This is a genomic window from Pseudomonas sp. NFPP25, from assembly GCF_900116505.1.
GTDB lineage: Bacteria > Pseudomonadota > Gammaproteobacteria > Pseudomonadales > Pseudomonadaceae > Aquipseudomonas > Aquipseudomonas protegens.
This window is the reverse complement of record NZ_FPBG01000007.1, coordinates 20762-38641: the sequence shown is the minus strand read 5'-3', so window position 1 is coordinate 38641 and position 17880 is coordinate 20762. Positions and strand designations below refer to the sequence as shown.

15 protein-coding genes are annotated in these 17880 nt (G+C 65.2%); 4 read left to right on the top strand and 11 right to left on the bottom strand.

Annotated features, from left to right (window positions below):
- Positions 1–40: 40 nt before the first annotated feature.
- Positions 41–778, top strand: a complete 738-nt coding sequence (locus BM382_RS25410) for a Crp/Fnr family transcriptional regulator (protein ID WP_011062348.1) — start codon at positions 41–43, stop codon at positions 776–778.
- A gap of 14 nt (positions 779–792) precedes the next feature.
- Here the strand turns inward: BM382_RS25410 and BM382_RS25405 are convergent, their stop codons facing one another.
- From BM382_RS25405 to BM382_RS25395, 3 genes are all read right to left on the bottom strand, one after another.
- Positions 793–1704: a universal stress protein gene (locus BM382_RS25405; RefSeq protein ID WP_072444603.1), complete on the bottom strand. Its 912-nt coding sequence runs from the start codon at positions 1702–1704 to the stop codon at positions 793–795.
- Between the two features lie 92 nt (positions 1705–1796).
- Complete coding sequence (locus tag BM382_RS25400) at positions 1797–2870, bottom strand: NAD(P)-dependent alcohol dehydrogenase (RefSeq protein ID WP_026020156.1); 1074 nt, start codon at positions 2868–2870, stop codon at positions 1797–1799.
- 149 nt (positions 2871–3019) lie between these two features.
- Positions 3020–4153 carry an MFS transporter gene (locus BM382_RS25395; protein ID WP_072444605.1) on the bottom strand — a complete coding sequence of 378 codons (1134 nt, stop codon included), beginning with the start codon at positions 4151–4153 and terminating at the stop codon, positions 3020–3022.
- Positions 4154–4252: 99 nt separating this feature from the next.
- Between BM382_RS25395 and BM382_RS25390 the strand changes: the two genes are divergently transcribed.
- Complete coding sequence (locus BM382_RS25390; RefSeq protein ID WP_072444607.1) at positions 4253–5017, top strand: AraC family transcriptional regulator; 765 nt, start codon at positions 4253–4255, stop codon at positions 5015–5017.
- A 347-nt stretch (positions 5018–5364) separates the two neighbouring features.
- On the opposite strand, the gene BM382_RS25385 is transcribed toward BM382_RS25390, so the two are convergent.
- The 3 genes from BM382_RS25385 to BM382_RS25375 form a co-directional block, all read right to left on the bottom strand.
- Positions 5365–6807 carry a mechanosensitive ion channel family protein gene (locus tag BM382_RS25385; RefSeq protein WP_019094668.1) on the bottom strand — a complete coding sequence of 481 codons (1443 nt, stop codon included), beginning with the start codon at positions 6805–6807 and terminating at the stop codon, positions 5365–5367.
- A gap of 133 nt (positions 6808–6940) precedes the next feature.
- Positions 6941–7567 carry an isochorismate family cysteine hydrolase YcaC gene (ycaC, locus tag BM382_RS25380; protein ID WP_011062354.1) on the bottom strand — a complete coding sequence of 209 codons (627 nt, stop codon included), beginning with the start codon at positions 7565–7567 and terminating at the stop codon, positions 6941–6943.
- A 146-nt stretch (positions 7568–7713) separates the two neighbouring features.
- The gene (locus BM382_RS25375) at positions 7714–8589 is read right to left on the bottom strand and encodes a pirin family protein (RefSeq protein ID WP_011062355.1); all 876 of its coding nucleotides are present in this window, start codon (positions 8587–8589) and stop codon (positions 7714–7716) included.
- A gap of 97 nt (positions 8590–8686) precedes the next feature.
- Between BM382_RS25375 and BM382_RS25370 the strand changes: the two genes are divergently transcribed.
- Both BM382_RS25370 and dkgB read left to right on the top strand, forming a co-directional pair.
- Positions 8687–9595 (top strand): LysR substrate-binding domain-containing protein, encoded by a 909-nt coding sequence (locus BM382_RS25370; RefSeq protein WP_026020155.1) that lies wholly within the window; start codon positions 8687–8689, stop codon positions 9593–9595.
- A 221-nt stretch (positions 9596–9816) separates the two neighbouring features.
- Positions 9817–10620, top strand: coding sequence for a 2,5-didehydrogluconate reductase DkgB (gene dkgB, locus BM382_RS25365; protein WP_072444609.1), 804 nt, complete (start codon positions 9817–9819; stop codon positions 10618–10620).
- Positions 10621–10696: 76 nt separating this feature from the next.
- Here dkgB and BM382_RS25360 read toward each other — a convergent pair whose 3' ends face one another.
- From BM382_RS25360 to BM382_RS25340, 5 genes are all read right to left on the bottom strand, one after another.
- Complete coding sequence (locus BM382_RS25360) at positions 10697–11143, bottom strand: ANTAR domain-containing protein (protein WP_065363180.1); 447 nt, start codon at positions 11141–11143, stop codon at positions 10697–10699.
- A gap of 328 nt (positions 11144–11471) precedes the next feature.
- The gene (locus BM382_RS25355) at positions 11472–12188 is read right to left on the bottom strand and encodes an MgtC/SapB family protein (protein ID WP_015636409.1); all 717 of its coding nucleotides are present in this window, start codon (positions 12186–12188) and stop codon (positions 11472–11474) included.
- A gap of 204 nt (positions 12189–12392) precedes the next feature.
- Entirely contained in the window at positions 12393–15158 is a 2766-nt protein-coding gene (gene mgtA, locus BM382_RS25350; RefSeq protein WP_072444611.1) for a magnesium-translocating P-type ATPase, read from the bottom strand.
- Between the two features lie 638 nt (positions 15159–15796).
- The gene (locus BM382_RS25345) at positions 15797–17134 is read right to left on the bottom strand and encodes a lysine N(6)-hydroxylase/L-ornithine N(5)-oxygenase family protein (protein WP_011062360.1); all 1338 of its coding nucleotides are present in this window, start codon (positions 17132–17134) and stop codon (positions 15797–15799) included.
- 149 nt (positions 17135–17283) lie between these two features.
- Positions 17284–17766, bottom strand: coding sequence for a sigma-70 family RNA polymerase sigma factor (locus BM382_RS25340; RefSeq protein ID WP_026020154.1), 483 nt, complete (start codon positions 17764–17766; stop codon positions 17284–17286).
- Positions 17767–17880: the final 114 nt, after the last annotated feature.

The following is a 17880-nucleotide window of genomic DNA, read 5'->3' as shown; positions in this document are numbered from 1 at the left end:
CTGAGTGAGCGCTGACGCCTTGCCATCCGGTGGTTCTGAGATGTTCGACAACCTTGGGCACGGGCCCAATCACTTGCTCAATGCACTGCCGGCGGCGGTGCAGGAGCGCCTGCTGCCCCACCTCAAGCCGGTCGCCCTGAGCCTGGGCCAGGTGCTCTACGAGTCCGGGGACATACCGCGCCACGTGTACTTCCCCACCGATGCAGTGGTGTCGTTGCTGTACCTGATGGAAAACGGCGCCTCGGCGGAAATCGCCGTGGTGGGCAACGAAGGGCTGGTGGGGGTGGCCCTGGTCATGGGCGGCGAAAGCACCACCAGCCGGGCCATCGTGCAGAGCGCCGGGCACGCCTTGCGCCTGCCCGGCCAGCGCCTCAAGGACGAGTTCAACCGCCACGGCGAAATGCTCCTGCTGATGCTGCGCTACACCCAGTCGCTGATCACCCAGATGGCCCAGACCGCGGTGTGCAACCGCCACCACTCCATCGACCAGCAACTGTGCCGCTGGCTGCTGCTGTCTTTGGACCGGCTGCCGGGCAACCAGCTGGTGATGACCCAGGAACTGATCGCCAACATGCTCGGGGTGCGTCGCGAAGGCGTGACCGAAGCCGCGGGCAAACTGCAGCGCCAGGGCATCATCGAATACAGCCGCGGCCGGATCAATGTGCTTGACCGGCCGCGGCTGGAACAGCACAGCTGCGAGTGCTATGGGGTGGTGCGCAAGGAAACCGAGCGCTTGCTGCCGTACCTGCCTGGCAGCAAGCGCGCCGATCCGGACTGAAACGGGCGTGGGTGTCAGGCCGCGCCAGACGCCTTCACCGCCAGGATGCTCCCCGGCATCGAGTACAAGGCGCGTTCGGTGGTGCTGCCGATCAAGCGGCCAAAGCCGGTGCGGTGCACCGTGCCCATCACCACCACGTCCACCAGGTATTCGTCGACGAACTGGGCGATGCCCGGCACCGGCGGGCCCATGATGAAGTGGCGGAATTCCTGGGGCACGTTGTGCTCATCCCCCAGGCGTTCGAATTCCTTGTGCAGGGAATCGCGCAACTCGTCCAGGCAGTTGACGCTCCAGGCGGTGGACGCCACCGGCGCCACGCCATCGAGCATCGGCATCAGGTCGTAGGCGTACAGCAGGTGCAACTGGGCGTCGCATTGCAGGGCCAGGGCGTGGGCGGTCTGGATGATCTGGGTATTGAGCCCGCGGATCTGGGTGTCGGACTGGGCCGGGTCCACCGCGGCGACAATCCGCCGGGGCAGCTTGTGCGGCGCGTCGTTGACCAGATGCATCGGCACCGGCGCCTCGCGCAGCAGGTGGCAATCCAGCGGGGTGACGAACACGCGCTTGAGGGCCGACTCCAGGGTCACGTCCTTGATCAGCAGGTCAGGCCGGAACTCGTCGATGTAGGCGAGCATGTCCTTGAGCACCTGGGTGCTCCAGATCACCTGGGTGGTGACCTGCACGCCCTCCTCGGCCATCCACTGCGCTTCCACCTGCAACCAGCGCTCGTGGCGCTGCAGGTAGGCTTCGCGCTCGCTGTCTTCCAGGTGTTCTTCCCACAGGTAGGTGCGCGCCGGCGGTTCGACGAACACCAGGGCGTGCAGCGCCGCGCCGCTGGCCCGGGCCAGGGCAACGGCACGGCGCGCCGCGGGGGATTGGTGCTGCTGTGGATCGGCGATCAGCAACAGACGCTGGTACTGGCTCATGGTGCTCCTCCTTGGGCGATACGTGAGCTTGAGTGTGGAATGCCGTGCTGCCGGGCGCCTTGACCGGTATCAAGGGCGCCCGGTGGCACGGGTCATGGGGTGATGGCGATCTTCATCACGCCGTCGCGCTGGCTGGCGAACAGCTCGTAGGCGGCCTCGATATCGTCGAGCTTGAAGCGGTGGGTCACCAGCGGCTTGAGGTCCACCTGGCCACTGGCGACCACCTCCATCAGCCGGCGCATGCGTTCCTTGCCGCCCGGGCACAGGGTGCTGAGGATGCTCAGGTCGCCCAGGCCGGCGGCATAGGCATCCAGGGGAATGCGCAGGTCGCTGGAATAAACCCCCAGGCTCGACAGCTTGCCCCCCGGGCGCAGCACCCGCAGCGCCGACTCGAAGGTGCCCTGGGTGCCCAGGGCCTCGATCGACACATCGACCCCGCGACCGTCGGTGAGGTCCATGATCTGCTTGACCACGTCGCCCTGCTTGAAGTCCACCACATGGGTCGCCCCCAGCTCCCGCGCCACGCTCATGCGCGCGGCCACGGTGTCGACGCCAATGATGGTGGTGGCACCCTTGAGCCTGGCTCCGGCCACCGCGCACAGGCCGATGGGGCCCAGGGCGAACACCGCCACGCTGTCGCCGATGTTCACCTCGGCACGCTCGGCGCCGGAGAAACCGGTGGACATGATGTCCGGGCACATCAGCACTTCTTCATCGCTCAGGCCGTCGGGGATCGGGCACAGGTTGGCCAGGGCGTCCGGCACACGCACGTATTCGGCCTGGCAGCCATCGATGGTGTTGCCGAACTTCCAGCCGCCCGTGGCGCGGAAGCCGTGGCGGGTGTCCGGGCCATCCTGGGAGCCGCAGCCGCAGAGGCAGGCGTAGCTCTGGCCGCTGGGGGTGATGGCCCCGGCGATCACTCGCTGGCCCTCGTGGAAGCCGCGCACCTGGGAGCCCAGGCGCTCGATCACCCCCACCGGCTCGTGGCCGATGGTCAGGCCCTTGGCCACCGGGTATTCACCCCGCAGGATGTGCACGTCGGTGCCGCAGATGGTGGTGGTGGTGATCCGCACCAGGGCGTCCAGCGGACCGATTTCGGGGATGTCCTTGTCTTCCAGCACGATGCGGTTCTTCTCCACGAATACCGCTGCTTTCATCTTGGCCATGTTGCCGATCTCCATTGCCGGGAAGGGGTCTGCGCGAATCCGCAGGTCTGCTGACAGACTGCGCGGATACCCCGAGGAAGGGCTTGATCATGGTCAAACAATGGCCCCTTGGCGGCCGCTGGGGCGACCGTGTGTCGCAAACTCGCCCTTCAGCCCTGCTGCCGGCGCCGCACCAGGCACAACAACAGCGCCGCAACCCCGCACAGGCCCAGGGTCGGCCCCAGGGCCTGGCCCCAGCCCACCAGCAGCAACCCGGCGCCAATCAGCAGGTAGTAGAACAGGCCGAACCCGGCCCCGGCGCTGCCCAGCCGGTCGCTGTAGGCCGCCAGCGCCGAGCCGAGGATATTGGGGATGGCCAGGCCGAAGCCCAGCACCACGCCGAGCATGGGCAGCAGCAACCACAGGCTGTGCCCAAGCGCTGTCACCCCCAGGCCACCCAGGGTCACCGCCAGGGCCGCCAGCCGCAGCAGGGTGTCACCGGACCAGCCCCGCCCCAGCAGCCGACGATTGAGCCAGGCCCCCAGCCCCGAAGCCAGGGCCAGGCCCGCACCGCTGTAACCAAAGCCCTGCTCGCCCCACCCCAGGTCGCGAAACAGGAACGGCCCGAGGCTGTAGTAGCTGAGCAAGGCCACATTGAACAGCGCTACCAGCAGCGCCGAGCGCCAGATGCCCGGGTCCCTGAGCATGTGCCACAAGGTCCCGGCCAGGGGCGCCAGGTGCGGCGCCGGCGCACGGGTTTCCGGCAAGGCCCGGGCGCACCAGCCGAGCAAGGCCAGGGCCAGCACCAGCAACCCGGCCAGTGCGCCCTGGTAGCCCCAGGCCCGCACCAGCCCGGCGCCACTGAACAGGCCAATGGCCGGGCTGGCCGCCAGGAACATGCCCACCAGGGAAAACACCCGCACCAGTTCACTGCCGCGAAACAGGTCGCGCAGCAGGGTCTGGGTCACCACCGAGCCCGCCGCCACGCCCAGGGCGGCGAGGGCCTGGCACAGCAACAGCGCGGTAAAACTCTGCACCTGCAATTGCAGCCCGATGGCCAGGACGTACAGCGTCAGGCCACCCAGCAAGGCCGGGCGCCGGCCCCAAAGATCGCTCAAGCGCCCCCACAGCAGCACCCCCGGGGCAAACCCCAGGACAAACACCGAAAGGCTCTGGGCCGCTTGCGCGGGGGCCACGCCAAAGGCCCGGCCAAGATCGGCCAGGGCCGGGCTGTAGAGGGTCTGGGCGAGCTGCGGGAACATCAGCAGGGCCAGGGCCAGGGGCAACAGGGAACGGGGATTCATCAGGCAGTGCTCGGCAAAAAAAACATGCCGGCGATTCTAGGCAGCGGCGCCTGGCGTATTATCGCAACCCTGCCAACAAACATCGGAAGTACGCCAATCATGGCCTGGCTCGAACCACAGGCACTCTTCGACCCCGACCGCTTCGACGCCCCCCTGCTGGGCATCGCCGCGACCCTCGGCGACCACGACTCCGGCCTGCACCGCCACCGCCGCGGGCAATTGCTGTACACCCGCCAGGGCTGCACGCGGATCACCCTGGACCATCGCCTGTGCCTGCTGCCGCCCTCGCGGGCGGCGTGGATTCCCCCGGGGGTCACGCACCGCGCGCAAATGCAGCAGAGCGTGGACTACCGTTCGCTGTACTTCAGCGCCGAACTGAGCCAGCGCCTGCCGGCCGAAGTGGCGGTGATCGAAGTCAGCCCGTTGCTCCAGGCCGTGCTGGAACCCATGGCCCAGGCCGCCTTCGACTGCGACTGGAGCCAGGGCCGCTACCCGCACCTGCTGGGCCTGTGCATCGAGGAAATCCGCCAGGCCCTGCACCAGCCCCTGTCGCTGCCCCTGCCCCGGGACAAACGCCTGCAACCGCTGCTGGCGAACCTGGAGCAACTGCCGCCGCAATTGCAGGTACTGGCCACCCGGGTCGGCGCCAGCAGCCGCACCATCGGCCGGATCTTCCAGCGTGAAACCGGCCTGAGCTACCAGCAATGGCGCCAGCAGTGGCGGCTGATGCGCGCCATCGAACTGCTCGCCACAGGCCGCAGCATCGGCTACAGCGCCTGCGCACTGGGCTTTGCCAGCGACAGCATCTTCATCGCCTTCTTCAAGGCCATGACCGGCACCACGCCGCGGGCGTATTTCAAGTAAGGCCGCACGTTTCATTCCTGGGGGATGTGGCGAAAGCCCACCGCTACAGCACGGGTCGAGGTGGGGCTACGTTACGTGCCGCACGCACCCAGGCCCATGACCGCTATCGGGGAGCTTGAGGAGACCAATGCCGTCGCGGCCCAGCGCCTTGGCGAGGCAGGGCGGGAGATCGCCAGGCAAGGCCCTGCGGGCCTTTGCGCAGCTTCGCAAGCTCAGCAGCGGCTACAGGGCCAGTGCTGATCGGCGATTTTTGTAGCCACTGTTGCAGGCGGCGAACGGCTACGCGCAGACGCGGCGATGCCAGGGGTATTGTCAGGCCAGGGCCGGGGCTTGGGGTGGCCGGCGCCTCAGGTGCGGCTGCGCAGCCATTGCAGGAAACCCTTCCTGGGCACTGGCTTGGGCGCAGCCTGGGACAGGGTCTGGGCCATGTGCCGGCGAAAATCCAGGAGGTTCTTCATGGCCTCGTTGATGTCGTGGCGCGCATCCAGGCAGGGCTTGAGGAACTCGTTGTCGATGCGGTAGAGGCTGCAGAAGGTCTTGGCCGCAAACTGCGCCACTGTGGCTTGATCGGCCACCACGCCGGCTTCGCCGATGACCTCCCCCGGCCCCATGCGCCCAGCCTCGAAGGGCTTGCCGTCGCGTTGCATGGTCACCGAAACCACCCCGGATTCGATGATGAACAGGTGATCGCTGACCTCGCCCTGGGCCAGGATGGTCTCGCCGGCACGGTAGGTCTGCAGGTGCATGTTCTGGCTGAAGGTGTCCTTCTCATCCTGGCGCAGGGTGGAAAAGATGCTCGAGGCGTCCAGCAGTGCCCGGGGCCGCGACAGGGTCGCCGCCTGGGCCGGCTCGGCGGCGGACAGCAGGCCGATGCCGCTGGCCTGCAAATGGCGGAAGGCCAGGTCGAACAGCTGGTTGCGCACCTCGCGCTTGTGCCCCATGTCGGCGACAAAACCGCTGATCTCGTATTCCGCGCCACTGCTGCTGGTGCTCTTCATCGCCACGCTGGCCGCCGGGGTACTCAACAGCAGGCGGCAGCCCAGGGTGGCCCGTTCCAGGGCCTCGATGACTTTCTGCGGGCGCGCGTGGGGGCTGACCTGCACGCTCACCGACAGGCCATGAACATCCACCGGCCGGCTGAAATTGGTGATCTTGGCCTTGGACGCCAGGGAGTTGGGGATCACCACCATGCTGCCCTGAGAGGTCTGCAGCCGGGTGGCGCGCCAGTCGATGTCCAGCACCCGCCCCTCGGTGCCGTCGATGGCGATCCAGTCATCGATCTGGTAGGGCTTGGTGGTGTTGAGGACGATCCCGGAAAACAGGTCGCTGAGTGTGCTTTGCAGCGCCAGGCCGACGATGATCGCCAAGGCCCCGGAGGTGGCCAGCACGCCCTTGACCGGCAGTTCCAGCACATAGGCCAGGGCGGCGATGATGGCGATGAGGAAGATCACCGCGCCCATCAGGTCCTGCAGCAGGCGCCCGGTATGCCCCACCCGCTGCATCATCAGGGTGCCCAGCAACACCGTCAGGGTCCGCGCGCCAAACAGCCACCAGCCAATTTCCAGGCCGGTGGCGGCCAGGTGCAGGGGCACGTCGTCGGGCCAGGGCGCGGCCTGCATCGGGTTCATGCCCTGGTTGAACAGCATCAGGCTGTAGAGGGAAAAGATCAGCACCCGTACCGCCAGCTTCCAGTAGTCGCCACGGCTGCCGATCAGGCGCCAGAGCAGCATATCCAGGAACAGCAGGAACAGCGCGGCCAACAACGGATGATCGCTGAACAGGGAAGACATCGAGGCACTCCGGCATGACGAAGACGGCACGATCGCACGAAAGACGCAGGAGCAGGTATAGCTGGAAAAGCCCGGGGCGTGCGCCCCGGGCCGGGATCGGGCGACGGGCGCAGGGCCCGCCGCGACTCAGGGATTACTGGCCCTGGGTCAGGGTGTTGTAGCTGGTCATCAGGTTGCGGTAGTCGGGGATGTGGTTGGAGAACAGGGTGCCCAGGCCCTCGATGTCGTTGCGCCAGTCGCGGTGCAGCTCGCAGGCCAGGCCGAACCAGGTCATCAACTGGGCGCCGGCATTGGACATGCGGTTCCAGGCCGAATCGCGAGTCAGGGCATTGAAGGTGCCGGAAGCGTCGGTAACCACGAAGACTTCAAAGCCTTCTTCCAGGGCCGAGAGCGCCGGGAACGCCACGCACACTTCGGTAACCACGCCGGCGATGATCAGTTGCTTCTTGCCGGTGGCCTTGATCGCCTTGACGAAGTCCTCGTTGTCCCAGGCATTGATCTGGCCCGGGCGGGCGATGTACGGCGCATCGGGGAACAGCGCCTTGAGCTCCGGCACCAGGGGGCCGTTGGGGCCGGTTTCGAAACTGGTGGTGAGGATGGTCGGCAACTTGAAGTACTTGGCCAGGTCGGCCAGGGCCAGCACGTTGTTCTTGAAACGATCGGGCTCGATATCGCGGACCAGCGACAGCAGGCCGGCCTGGTGGTCTACCAGCAGAACGGCGGCGTTATCCTTGTCCAGACGCTTGTATGCAGTGGTCATGTGAAGTCCTCGCTAATGATCGATGCCGGAAGACCCGGCTTGGATGAAACCCGTGGCACGCTCCGCCGGGGTAACGGCGGGCGTCGGGGAGTAGCACGCGACTGACAAAGCCTAGTGGCCAATGCCCGCCGCGCCAGTGCAACCGGTCAGTGACCGGTTGCGTCCATCTGGCCGAAGCGTCCCGATTGGAAATCGACGAAGGCCTGATGAATCTCTTCTTCGCTGTTCATCACGAACGGGCCGTGGCCGACGATGGGTTCGTCGATGGGCTCGCCGCTGAGCAACAGCACGATCGCGTCGTTGTTGGCCTCCAGGCTGATGTCCTGACCGTCACGCTCCAGCAGCGCCAGCTGACCTTCGCGCACCAGCTCCTGGCCATTGACCTGCACCGTGCCGCGCAATACCACCAGGGCGCTGTTACGCCCCGAATGCAGGGGCAGGTCCAGGTGCTTGCCGGCTTGCAGGCGGATGTCCCAGACGTCGATCGGGGTGAAGGTCCGTGCGGGGCCCCGGTGGCCATCGAACTCGCCGGCGATCAGGCGCAGGCTGCCGGCATTGCCCGGCAGCGGGACCTGCGGGATGTCCGCCGCAACGATGGTCTGGTAACCGGGCGCCGCGAGCTTGTCCTTCGCCGGCAGGTTGACCCACAACTGGACCATTTCCAGGTTGCCGCCACGCCGGGCGAAGTCCGTGGAATGGAACTCCTCATGGAGGATCCCCGAGGCCGCGGTCATCCACTGCACATCGCCAGGGCCGATCTTGCCGCCGCTGCCGGTGGAATCCCGGTGCTCCACCTCGCCGTCATAGACGATGGTTACGGTTTCGAAACCGCGATGGGGGTGCTGGCCGACGCCGCGCCGGGCGCTGGTGGGGCTGAACTGCGCGGGGCCGGCGTGATCCAGCAGCAGGAACGGGCTGATGTGCTGGCCCAGGTTGTCGTAGGAAAACAGGGTACGGACCGGGAAGCCGTCACCGACCCAATGGGGCCGTGGACTGGTGTAGATGCCGATGATGTTTTTCATGTCGTCCTCCAGAACTATCTGATGGACACACCTTAAAACTCAGACCATTGCCGCGCTAGACTGCAAAAATCACCCTTAGCGTTCTATCTGGAGAACGATCTTGGAAGATCTGAACACCCTCTACTACTTCACCCAGGTGGTGGAGCACCGTGGCTTTGCCGCCGCGGGACGGGCCCTGGACATGCCCAAGTCCAAGCTCAGCCGGCGGATTTCCCAGTTGGAGGAACGCCTTGGAGTGCGCCTGATCCATCGCACCAGCCGCCACTGTTCGCTGACCGAGATCGGCCAGGAGTACTACCAGCGCTGCCTGGCCATGCGGGTGGAAGCCGAGGGCGCGGCGGAAGTCATAGAACGCAACCGCTCCGAACCCCAGGGGCTGGTACGCGTGGCTTGCCCCACCGCCCTGCTCAATTCCTGGGTGGGGCCGATGCTTACCCGCTTCATGCTCAAGTACCCCCTGGTGGAACTGTTCATCGAGAGCACCAACCGCCGGGTCGACCTGATCCACGAGGGCTTCGACATCGCCCTGCGGGTGCGCTTCCCGCCCCTGGAAAACACCGACCTGGTGATGAAGGTGCTGGGCAACAGCACCCAGTGCCTGGTGGGCCACCCGGATTTTCTCCAGCGCCTGTCGGGCCCGGCAACACCGGCCGACCTCAGCGGTTTGCCGAGCGTGCACTGGGGTGCGGCGCAACGTGAATATCAATGGCAATTGCTGGGCCCGGACGGCGCCGAGGCACTGATCCGCCACCGACCGCGGATGGTCACCGACGACCTGCTGGCGCTGCGCCATGCAGTGCTGGCGGGCATCGGCATCGCCCACCTGCCCAAGGTGGTGGTGCGTGAAGACCTGGAGGCCGGGCGACTGCTGGAACTGGTGCCCGACTGGGCGCCAAGGTGCGGCATCGTGCATGCGATCTTCCCCTCGCGCCGAGGGCTGCTGCCTTCGGTACGCAGCCTGATCGACTTTCTCGGGGAGGAATTCAGCCACAGCGACATGGCCTGAGGCTCAGAAGCAAGCGCCTGGAGCGGCCAGGCGGTGGCGGTTGGGCAGCCTCCCTGTGGGGTTCGTGCCTGGGTTGCACGATTCGCCGGCAAGCGGGTTCCTACAGGGGCAGGTGGATTCGTGAACGCGGGGCAATATTCCTTTGTGCCGGCGGCGGTTTTTCTCAGCGATGCAGGTACGGATACTGCCGGCCAATCCCACTGCAATGCCCGGAGTGACCCATGTCTGTACCCGCCTTTGGCCTCGGCACCTTCCGCCTTCAGGGCCAGGTGCTCATCGATTCCCTGAGCAGCGCCCTGGAACTGGGCTATCGCGCCATCGATACCGCGCAGATCTACGACAACGAAGCCGATGTCGGCGCCGCGGTGGCCGCCAGCGGCATTCCCCGCGACCAGCTGTTCATCACCAGCAAGATCTGGATCGCCAACCTGTCCCGGGAGCGCCTGATCCCCAGCCTCAAGGAAAGCCTGCACAAGCTGCGCACCGATTACCTGGACCTGACCCTGATCCACTGGCCCTCGCCAGACAACCAGGTGCCGGTGGCGGAGTTCATGCAGGCCCTGCTGGAAGCCAAGACCCAGGGCCTGACCCGGCAGATCGGCGTGTCCAACTTCAGCAATGCCTTGCTGCAGCAAGCCATTGATGCCGTCGGGGCCGAGCAGATCGCCAGCCACCAGGTGGAATTGCACCCCTACCTGCAGAACCGCAAGGTGGTGGAATTCGCCCGCAGCCAGGGCATTCACATCACCTCCTACATGACCCTGGCCTATGGCGAAGTGCTCAAGGACCCACTGATCCTGCAGATCGCCCAGGCACGCCAGGCCACGCCGGCCCAGGTGGTGCTGGCCTGGGCCATGCAGTCGGGCTATGCGGTGATCCCCTCCTCCACCCGCCGGGCCAACCTGCAAGGCAACCTCGCAGCCTGCGCCTTGACCCTGAGCAGCGCGGAGCTTGAGAGCATCGCCGGCCTGGAGCGCGGCCAGCGCCTGACCAGCCCGGCAGGCATTGCCCCGCAGTGGGACTGAAGCGCGAACGGCGCTGACAAAAACGCCAAACGGCATCCCTGGGGATGCCGTTTGGCGTGGGGTGCGCAAACCTCGGTCAGTTCGGGCTGCCCCAATGGCCATGCAATTGCGCCAGCCGCTGCCGGGAAGGCCCGGCGGCATCGGGCAATGGCGGGTCCACCCATAGCATCAGGCGCTTGATCGCCGCGCTGTCCGGCCATTCGGCCGGGCTGACATGCACCTTGCACCGCCGGCTACCGGAAGTGGCGGCAAGATGCTGGCTGCCGTAGATCAGGGCTTGCTCGATATGCGGGTGGTCCAGGCAGAAAGCCAGCAGGTCGAAATCGCTGCGGACAGCCAGGTTGGCGTTGATGATCAGCAGGTCGAACGACTCGCAGGAATACTCCACCAGCGTCAGCAGTTCCTCCAGCCTGTGCACCGGGGCCACTCGGTAATAATTCAGTTGATTCAGGGCTCTTTCGATCTGCATGCGACGAAAGTGCTGATCATCGGCAATCAATATGCGCAATGCTCTGTTGGACATTTTTCTGATCCTGCTGACAAGACTTCGGCACTGCGAATACCGGCCCTACTCCCGGGCCGCTGGAAGGCTAAGCCAGTGCGTGGAGGTTGGCTCTAGGAACAACCTGAAAGTCGCTGCCAAGGGCGCCCCGGCGGACGGCGCTCTACCCCGGCCGCCTGGCGCTCGCGGCTCGTCCTCCAGCCCCGCTGTGCAACCGCGCCCTACCATAACCACCGGCCACGGTTTTTAGCAGGGGCCAGCCCGCGGAAAAGTCTTGTTGTCCGGTAAGCCCCTTCCGAGAGAAACCGAGCCGTATCTCATGCCTCCCCTGGGCGGAGGCGAAAAATGCTCATTCGGTGGTGCTCGGGCTCCAGAACGCCTGCTGCACCCAGGGCGATGTGGACAGCCGGGCCACCAGCGCATCCAGTTCGTCACCGTCCACCGAGGTGGTCGCCAGGGTCGCCTCGATCTCCACATCCTCCGTACCGAAGGCGTGCACATCAACGTCGCTGGCGGGGTAGTTGCAGCGCGCCAGCTCCGCTTCCAGCAGGGCGAACACTGCCTTCTGCTTCGAGCGGTGGGCGATCACGTAGACGATATTGGTGACCTCGGCGGACACCACGTCCAGGGGCTGGCGGTTGATGTTGTTGACGATGGGCCGCAGCAGGGTATTGGCGGCCAGCACGAACAGGGTGCCCAGCAGTGCCTCGAGGATCAGGTCGGCACCGGCGCAGGCCCCCACCGCCGCCGAGGCCCAGAGGGTGGCGGCGGTATTCAGCCCACGGACATTACCCTCCTCGCGCATGATCACCCCGGCGCCGAGAAAGCCGATGCCGGAGACCACGTAGGCCACCACCCGCACCGCCCCTTCGGCGCCCCCCAGGCGGTTGGCCATGTCGACGAAGATCGCGGCCCCCACCGCCACCAGCACATTGGTGCGCAAACCCGCGGTGCGCTGGCGGTACTGGCGTTCGAAGCCGATCAGGCCACCGAGGATAAAGGCGGCGCTGAGGCTGACCAGGGTATCGATCAGCGAGTCCAGGTTGATGTTGTGCAGGGCTTGCATGGCGACTGTCCTTGAGCGAAGGGCATGAATGGCACCAGAGGACTCTAGCAGCGGTCCATGAACGTCTCATGGCCTGCCGTGATGCACGGCTGACCGTAGGAGCTGGCTTGCCAGCGAAGAGGCCCGTGAGGACGCCTTCTCCCGCGGGGTAACTCTCGCTGGCAAGAAAGCCTTCGCCAGCAAGCTGGCTCCTACAGGGCAGCATTACTGCCAGCCGAAGCGCCGCACGTAGAAGCCCTTCACCGCCTGGGTCAGGGCCATGTAGGCCAGCAGGATCAGCGGCAGGAACACGAAGTACAGCGACGGCAGCGCCTGCAGCTTGAAGTAGTGCGCCAGCGGGCCCATCGGCAGGAAGATCCCCACCGCCATGATGACGCCGGTCATCACCATCAACGGCATGGCCGCGCGGCTCTGCAAAAACGGAATCTTCGGCGTGCGGATCATGTGCACGATCAGGGTCTGGGTCAGCAGCCCCACCACGAACCAGCCGGACTGGAACAGCGTCTGGTGGTCCGGGGTATTGGCGTCGAACACGTACCACATCAGGGCAAAGGTGGTGATGTCGAAGATCGAGCTGATAGGCCCGAAGAACAGCATGAACCGCCCCACATCCGCCGGCTGCCAGCGCTGGGGTTTTTTCAGCATTTCCTCATCGACGTTATCGAAGGGAATGGCGATCTGGGAAATGTCGTACAGCAGGTTCTGCACCAGCAGGTGCATCGGCAGCATCGGCAGGAACGGAATGAAGGCACTGGCCACCAGCACCGAGAACACGTTGCCGAAGTTCGAGCTGGCGGTCATCTTGATGTACTTGAGCATGTTGGCGAACGTCCGGCGCCCTTCCAGCACGCCCTCCTCCAGCACCATCAGGCTCTTTTCCAGGAGGATGATGTCCGCCGCTTCCTTGGCGATGTCCACCGCGCTGTCCACGGAAATGCCGATGTCGGCGGTGCGCAACGCCGGGGCGTCGTTGATGCCGTCGCCCATGAAGCCCACCACGTGGCCGTTGGCCTTGAGCAGGCGGACAATGCGCTCCTTGTGGGTCGGGGTCAGCTTGGCGAACACGTTGGTGGTTTCCACCGCCTGGGCCAGTTGCTCGTCGCTCATGCGCTCGATGTCGTTGCCCATCAGCAGGCCCTGCTGCTCCAGGCCCACTTCGCGGCAGATCTTCGCCGTCACCAGTTCGTTGTCACCGGTCAGCACTTTCACCGCAACGCCATGTTCGGCCAGGGCCTTGAGGGCCGGCGCGGTACTTTCCTTGGGCGGGTCGAGGAATGCCACGTAGCCGATCAGGGTCAGCTCGCACTCGTCCGCCAGGCTGTAGGTATCGCGCCCGTCGATCATCGGCCGCGCGGCCACCGCCACCACCCGCAGCCCCTCTTCGTTGAGGTCGGCGGTCACCTGGCGGATCCGCGCCAGCAGGCTCTCGGTCAGGGCTTCCTCGGCTTCGCCATGGCGTACGTTGCGGCACACCGCCAGCACTTCCTCCACCGCCCCCTTGCAGATCAGCAGGTGCGGCCGGTCCTGTTCCGCCACCACTACCGACATGCGCCGACGGGTGAAATCGAAGGGGATTTCATCGACCTTCTGGAATGCCGTGCCGACCTTGAGCTCGCGGTGCACCTCGACGTGCTCCAGTACCGCCACGTCCAGCAGGTTCTTCAGCCCGGTCTGGTAGTAGCTGTTGAGGTAGGCCATTTCCAGCACGTCGTCGGAATCCTCGCCCCAGACGTCCACGTGCCGCGCCAGGAAGATCTTGTCCTGGGTCAGGGTGCCGGTCTTGTCGGTGCACAGCACGTCCATGGCGCCGAAGTTCTGGATCGCGTCCAGGCGCTTGACGATGACCTTCTTGCGCGACAGGAACACCGCGCCCTTGGCCAGGGTCGAGGTGACGATCATCGGCAGCATTTCCGGGGTCAGGCCCACGGCAATCGACAGGGCGAACAGCAGCGCCTCCATCCAGTCGCCCTTGGTGAAGCCGTTGATGAACAGCACCAGGGGCGCCATGACGAACATGAAGCGGATCAGCAGCCAGCTGACCTTGTTGACCCCGCTCTGGAACGAGGTGGGCGCGCGGTCGGTGGCGCTGACACGCTGGGCCAGGGCGCCGAAATAGGTGCTGTTGCCGGTGGTCAGGATCACTGCCGTGGCGGAACCGGAGACCACGTTGGTGCCCATGAACAGGATGTTGTCCAGGTCCAGGGGGTTGCTGGTGTCGGCGTCCTGCTGGCGGGGGAATTTCTCCACCGGCATGGATTCGCCGGTCATGGCCGCCTGGCTGACGAACAAGTCCTTGGCGCTGAGCACCCGGCAGTCGGCGGGAATCATGTCGCCGGCCGAGAGCACGATCAGGTCGCCGGGCACCAGTTGCTTGATCGGCAACTCGATGCGCTGAGCGCCCTTGACCTCGGCGGCGGCCCCCAGCAGGCGGCCGAGCATCGGCGCGGCCTGGGGCGCCGACCCTGGGCGCATGACCGTGGCGGTGTTGCTGACCATGGCCTTGAGGGCATCGGCGGCCTTGTTCGACTTGGCCTCCTGCCAGAAGCGCAGCAGGGTCGAGAGCACCACCATGGAGAAGATCACCGTGGCCGCCTTCATGTCTTCGGTCAGCCAGGAAATCACCGCCAGCAGGGTCAGCAGCAGGTTGAATGGGTTCTTGTAGCAGTGCCACAGGTGGGTCCACCAGGGCAGCGCCTGCTCGTGCTCGACCTCGTTGAGGCCGTGACGCTCACGCAGGGCATCGGCCTCCTCGGTGCTCAGGCCGTCGGTGTGGCTGCCGAGCTGGTCCAGCAGTTGCGCGGCGTCGCTGTTGGCCGCGGCCACCAGGGTTTGCCCCAGGGTCGGCGGCACGTCGCGGCTGACGCTGGCATCGCTGAAACTTTCCAGCAGTGCCAGGCGGCGGAAGTGCCGGGCGAAATGCCGGGTCCGCAAGAAGCCGGCAAAGAACTCTTTCAACAGGGTGAGCTTCATGGTGATGACTCCTGCAGCAACGGCGTAGGGAAAACCGCAGGCAGGTACGATCGGGCGTTGCCGGAGGGTAATCCTCCATGCATGCCTGATCCGCAGGTCCTGGACCTGCGCGTCGATGCCACCACGACACGGCAGCCGGCCGGGTCGAAGGGGAAATAGAAGTCGCCAGGAAGTGGCGTCGGGAAGCGAACCACAGAAGTTCGCGATCGGGATGCCGCATCTCGCTGGACGGCGAGACAGCGGCAGGAAAAAGGCTGCGCGCTATCTTGCCGGGACTGCGCCGGTTACTGAAACCGGCCGACTCCTGTCACTCGAACAAGTACCCACACTGGGCCTCCACTGATTGAAAACGCGCGCAGCTTACGCCGCACTATTTGCAGAGTAAACCGGAGGTAAACCCTGGCAGAGGGAATCGAAAAGTTCTTCAGCCAAGGTTCAGGAATGCCTTCGCCAGCGAGCCGGCTTCTACGGCTCCCCACACTGTCACTGACAACCGTAGGAGCTGGCTTGCCAGCGAAAGGGCCCGATAGATCGCCTTCGCCGGCAAGCCGGCTCCTACAAAAAACACCCGGGATAGCCCCGAATGGCAGGAGCCGGCTTGCCGGCGAAGAGGTCCGCAAGAACGGAGGTAGCGCCGATCAGCTGGCGGTGGCCAGCAGCATGTCACGCACCGAACGGCTGTGACCGCGGCTCTTGCCGTGTTCGTAGAGCGAATCGGCAATCTCCTGGGCACGGATCGGCAGCACCGACAGCAAGGTGTCGCTCAGGCCATGGCTCGCCTGGCTGAAGCCCTGCATGTAGACGCCGGCCTTGCAGCGCTCGTCGGTCACCAGGCGGTAATTGCGGTCCACCTCGAAGTCGCCCAGGTAGGCCTGCAGCGGCGCCAGCAGTTGACGATGCATCTGCCGCTCGTAGCCGGTGGCCAGCACCACCGCATCGTAGTGACGTACTTCGCGCTCGCCGCTGGCACTGTTGCGCAGGATCAGCTCGATGCCCAGGTCGGTAGCGGTGGCCTTCTCCACCGTGGTCATGGTGCGGAAGGTATGGCGCGCGATGCCGGAAACCTTCTGCCGGTAGAAAATCCCGTAGATGCGCTCGATCAGGTCGATGTCCACCACCGAATAGTTGGTGTTCTGGTATTCGCTGACCAGGCGCTCGCGCTCACTGCCGGTCTGCTGGAACACCAGGTCGGTGAAGGCCGGGGAGAACACTTCGTTGACGAACGGGCTGTCATCCGCCGGCTTGAGCGCCGAACCGCGCATGATGATGTCGGCCTGCACCGAAGGGAAACTGTCGTTGAGGTCGATGAAGGCTTCTGCCGCGCTCTGCCCGCCGCCGATGATGGCGATGTTCATCGGTTTGCCACTGACACAGGGCTGGCTGGCCATGCGTTCCAGGTACTGGGAATGGTGGAACACCCGCGCATCGCCCTTGAGCCCCTTGAAGGTTTCCGGAACCCGCGCCGTGCCGCCGGCACTGACCACCACCGAACGGGTGGTGCGCACCAGTTCGCTGCCCTGGGCATCCCGGGAAATCACCCGCAACGCCTCGACCTGCTGGTTGTGCAGCACTGGCTCGATGGCCAGCACTTCTTCGCCGTAGCGGCTGTGTTCCTGGAAATGCCCGGCCACCCAGCGCAGGTAGTCGTTGAACTCCATGCGGCATGGATAGAAGGTGCCCAGGTTGATGAAGTCCACCAGGCGCCCGTGGTGCTTGAGGTAGTTGACGAAGGAATAGGGGCTGGTGGGGTTGCGCAGGGTCACCAGGTCCTTGAGGAAGGAAATCTGCAGTTCGCTCTGGGTTACCAGGGTGTTGCCGTGCCAGCGATAGTCAGCCTGCTTGTCGAGGAACAACGCGTCCAGCGGACCGTGCTCCTGCCCGCGCTCCTCCAGCGCAATGGCCAGCGCCAGGTTCGAGGGGCCGAAACCGATACCGATCAAATCGTGAACGTGGGCCGATGCAATTGCCTGTGTCATTTCCAGTGTCCTCTGGATAAACCGCCTCAACGCGGGGGATAAAGTGTCACGGTGACCCGACTGGCCCATGCAGGACAGCAGATCGTCTGTTGAGTAGGGACGAGGACAATGAAAAAAAATTTAACTAAATACGTCTCAACGGCAACGCGTTATTGAGCATCCCACTGGCGCAGGCGCGACCGGCAATGCTTCATGGCATTGACGATGTGTTTCTCCACCAGGCTGCGGGAAATCCCCAGCTGTTCGGCGATCTGCGGGTGGGACAGGCCTTCGAGCTTGCGCAGCAGGAAGCTCTCGCGACACAGCCGGGGCAGCTCGGCCAGGGCCCGTTGCAGCATTTCCAGGCGCTGGCCGTGATCCAGGCTGGTCTGCGGCGAAGGGTTGAAGTAACGCTCTTCGTTGTCCAGCACCTCCAGGGGCTCGGACTGGCGCAAGGCATTGCGCCGATGGCCGTCGATCACCAGGTTCAGGGCCGTGCGATAGAGAAACGCCCGCGGCTGCTCGATGGGGGTATCGCTGGAGCGCTCCAGGACCCGCACATAAGCGTCATGCACCACATCCTCGGCCACCTGGCGATTGCCCAGCTTGGCGTTGAGGAAGCACATCAGCTCGCGATAGTAGTTTTCCAACAGGGCTCCCGAGCGCCCACTGGGGCGGTTCTGTCCTTGAGCAAGTCCGGCCATGGCCGATTGCACCCGGTAATTCGTGATGGCTGTTTAGTAGCGGCGTAATTTATAGTAATTCTC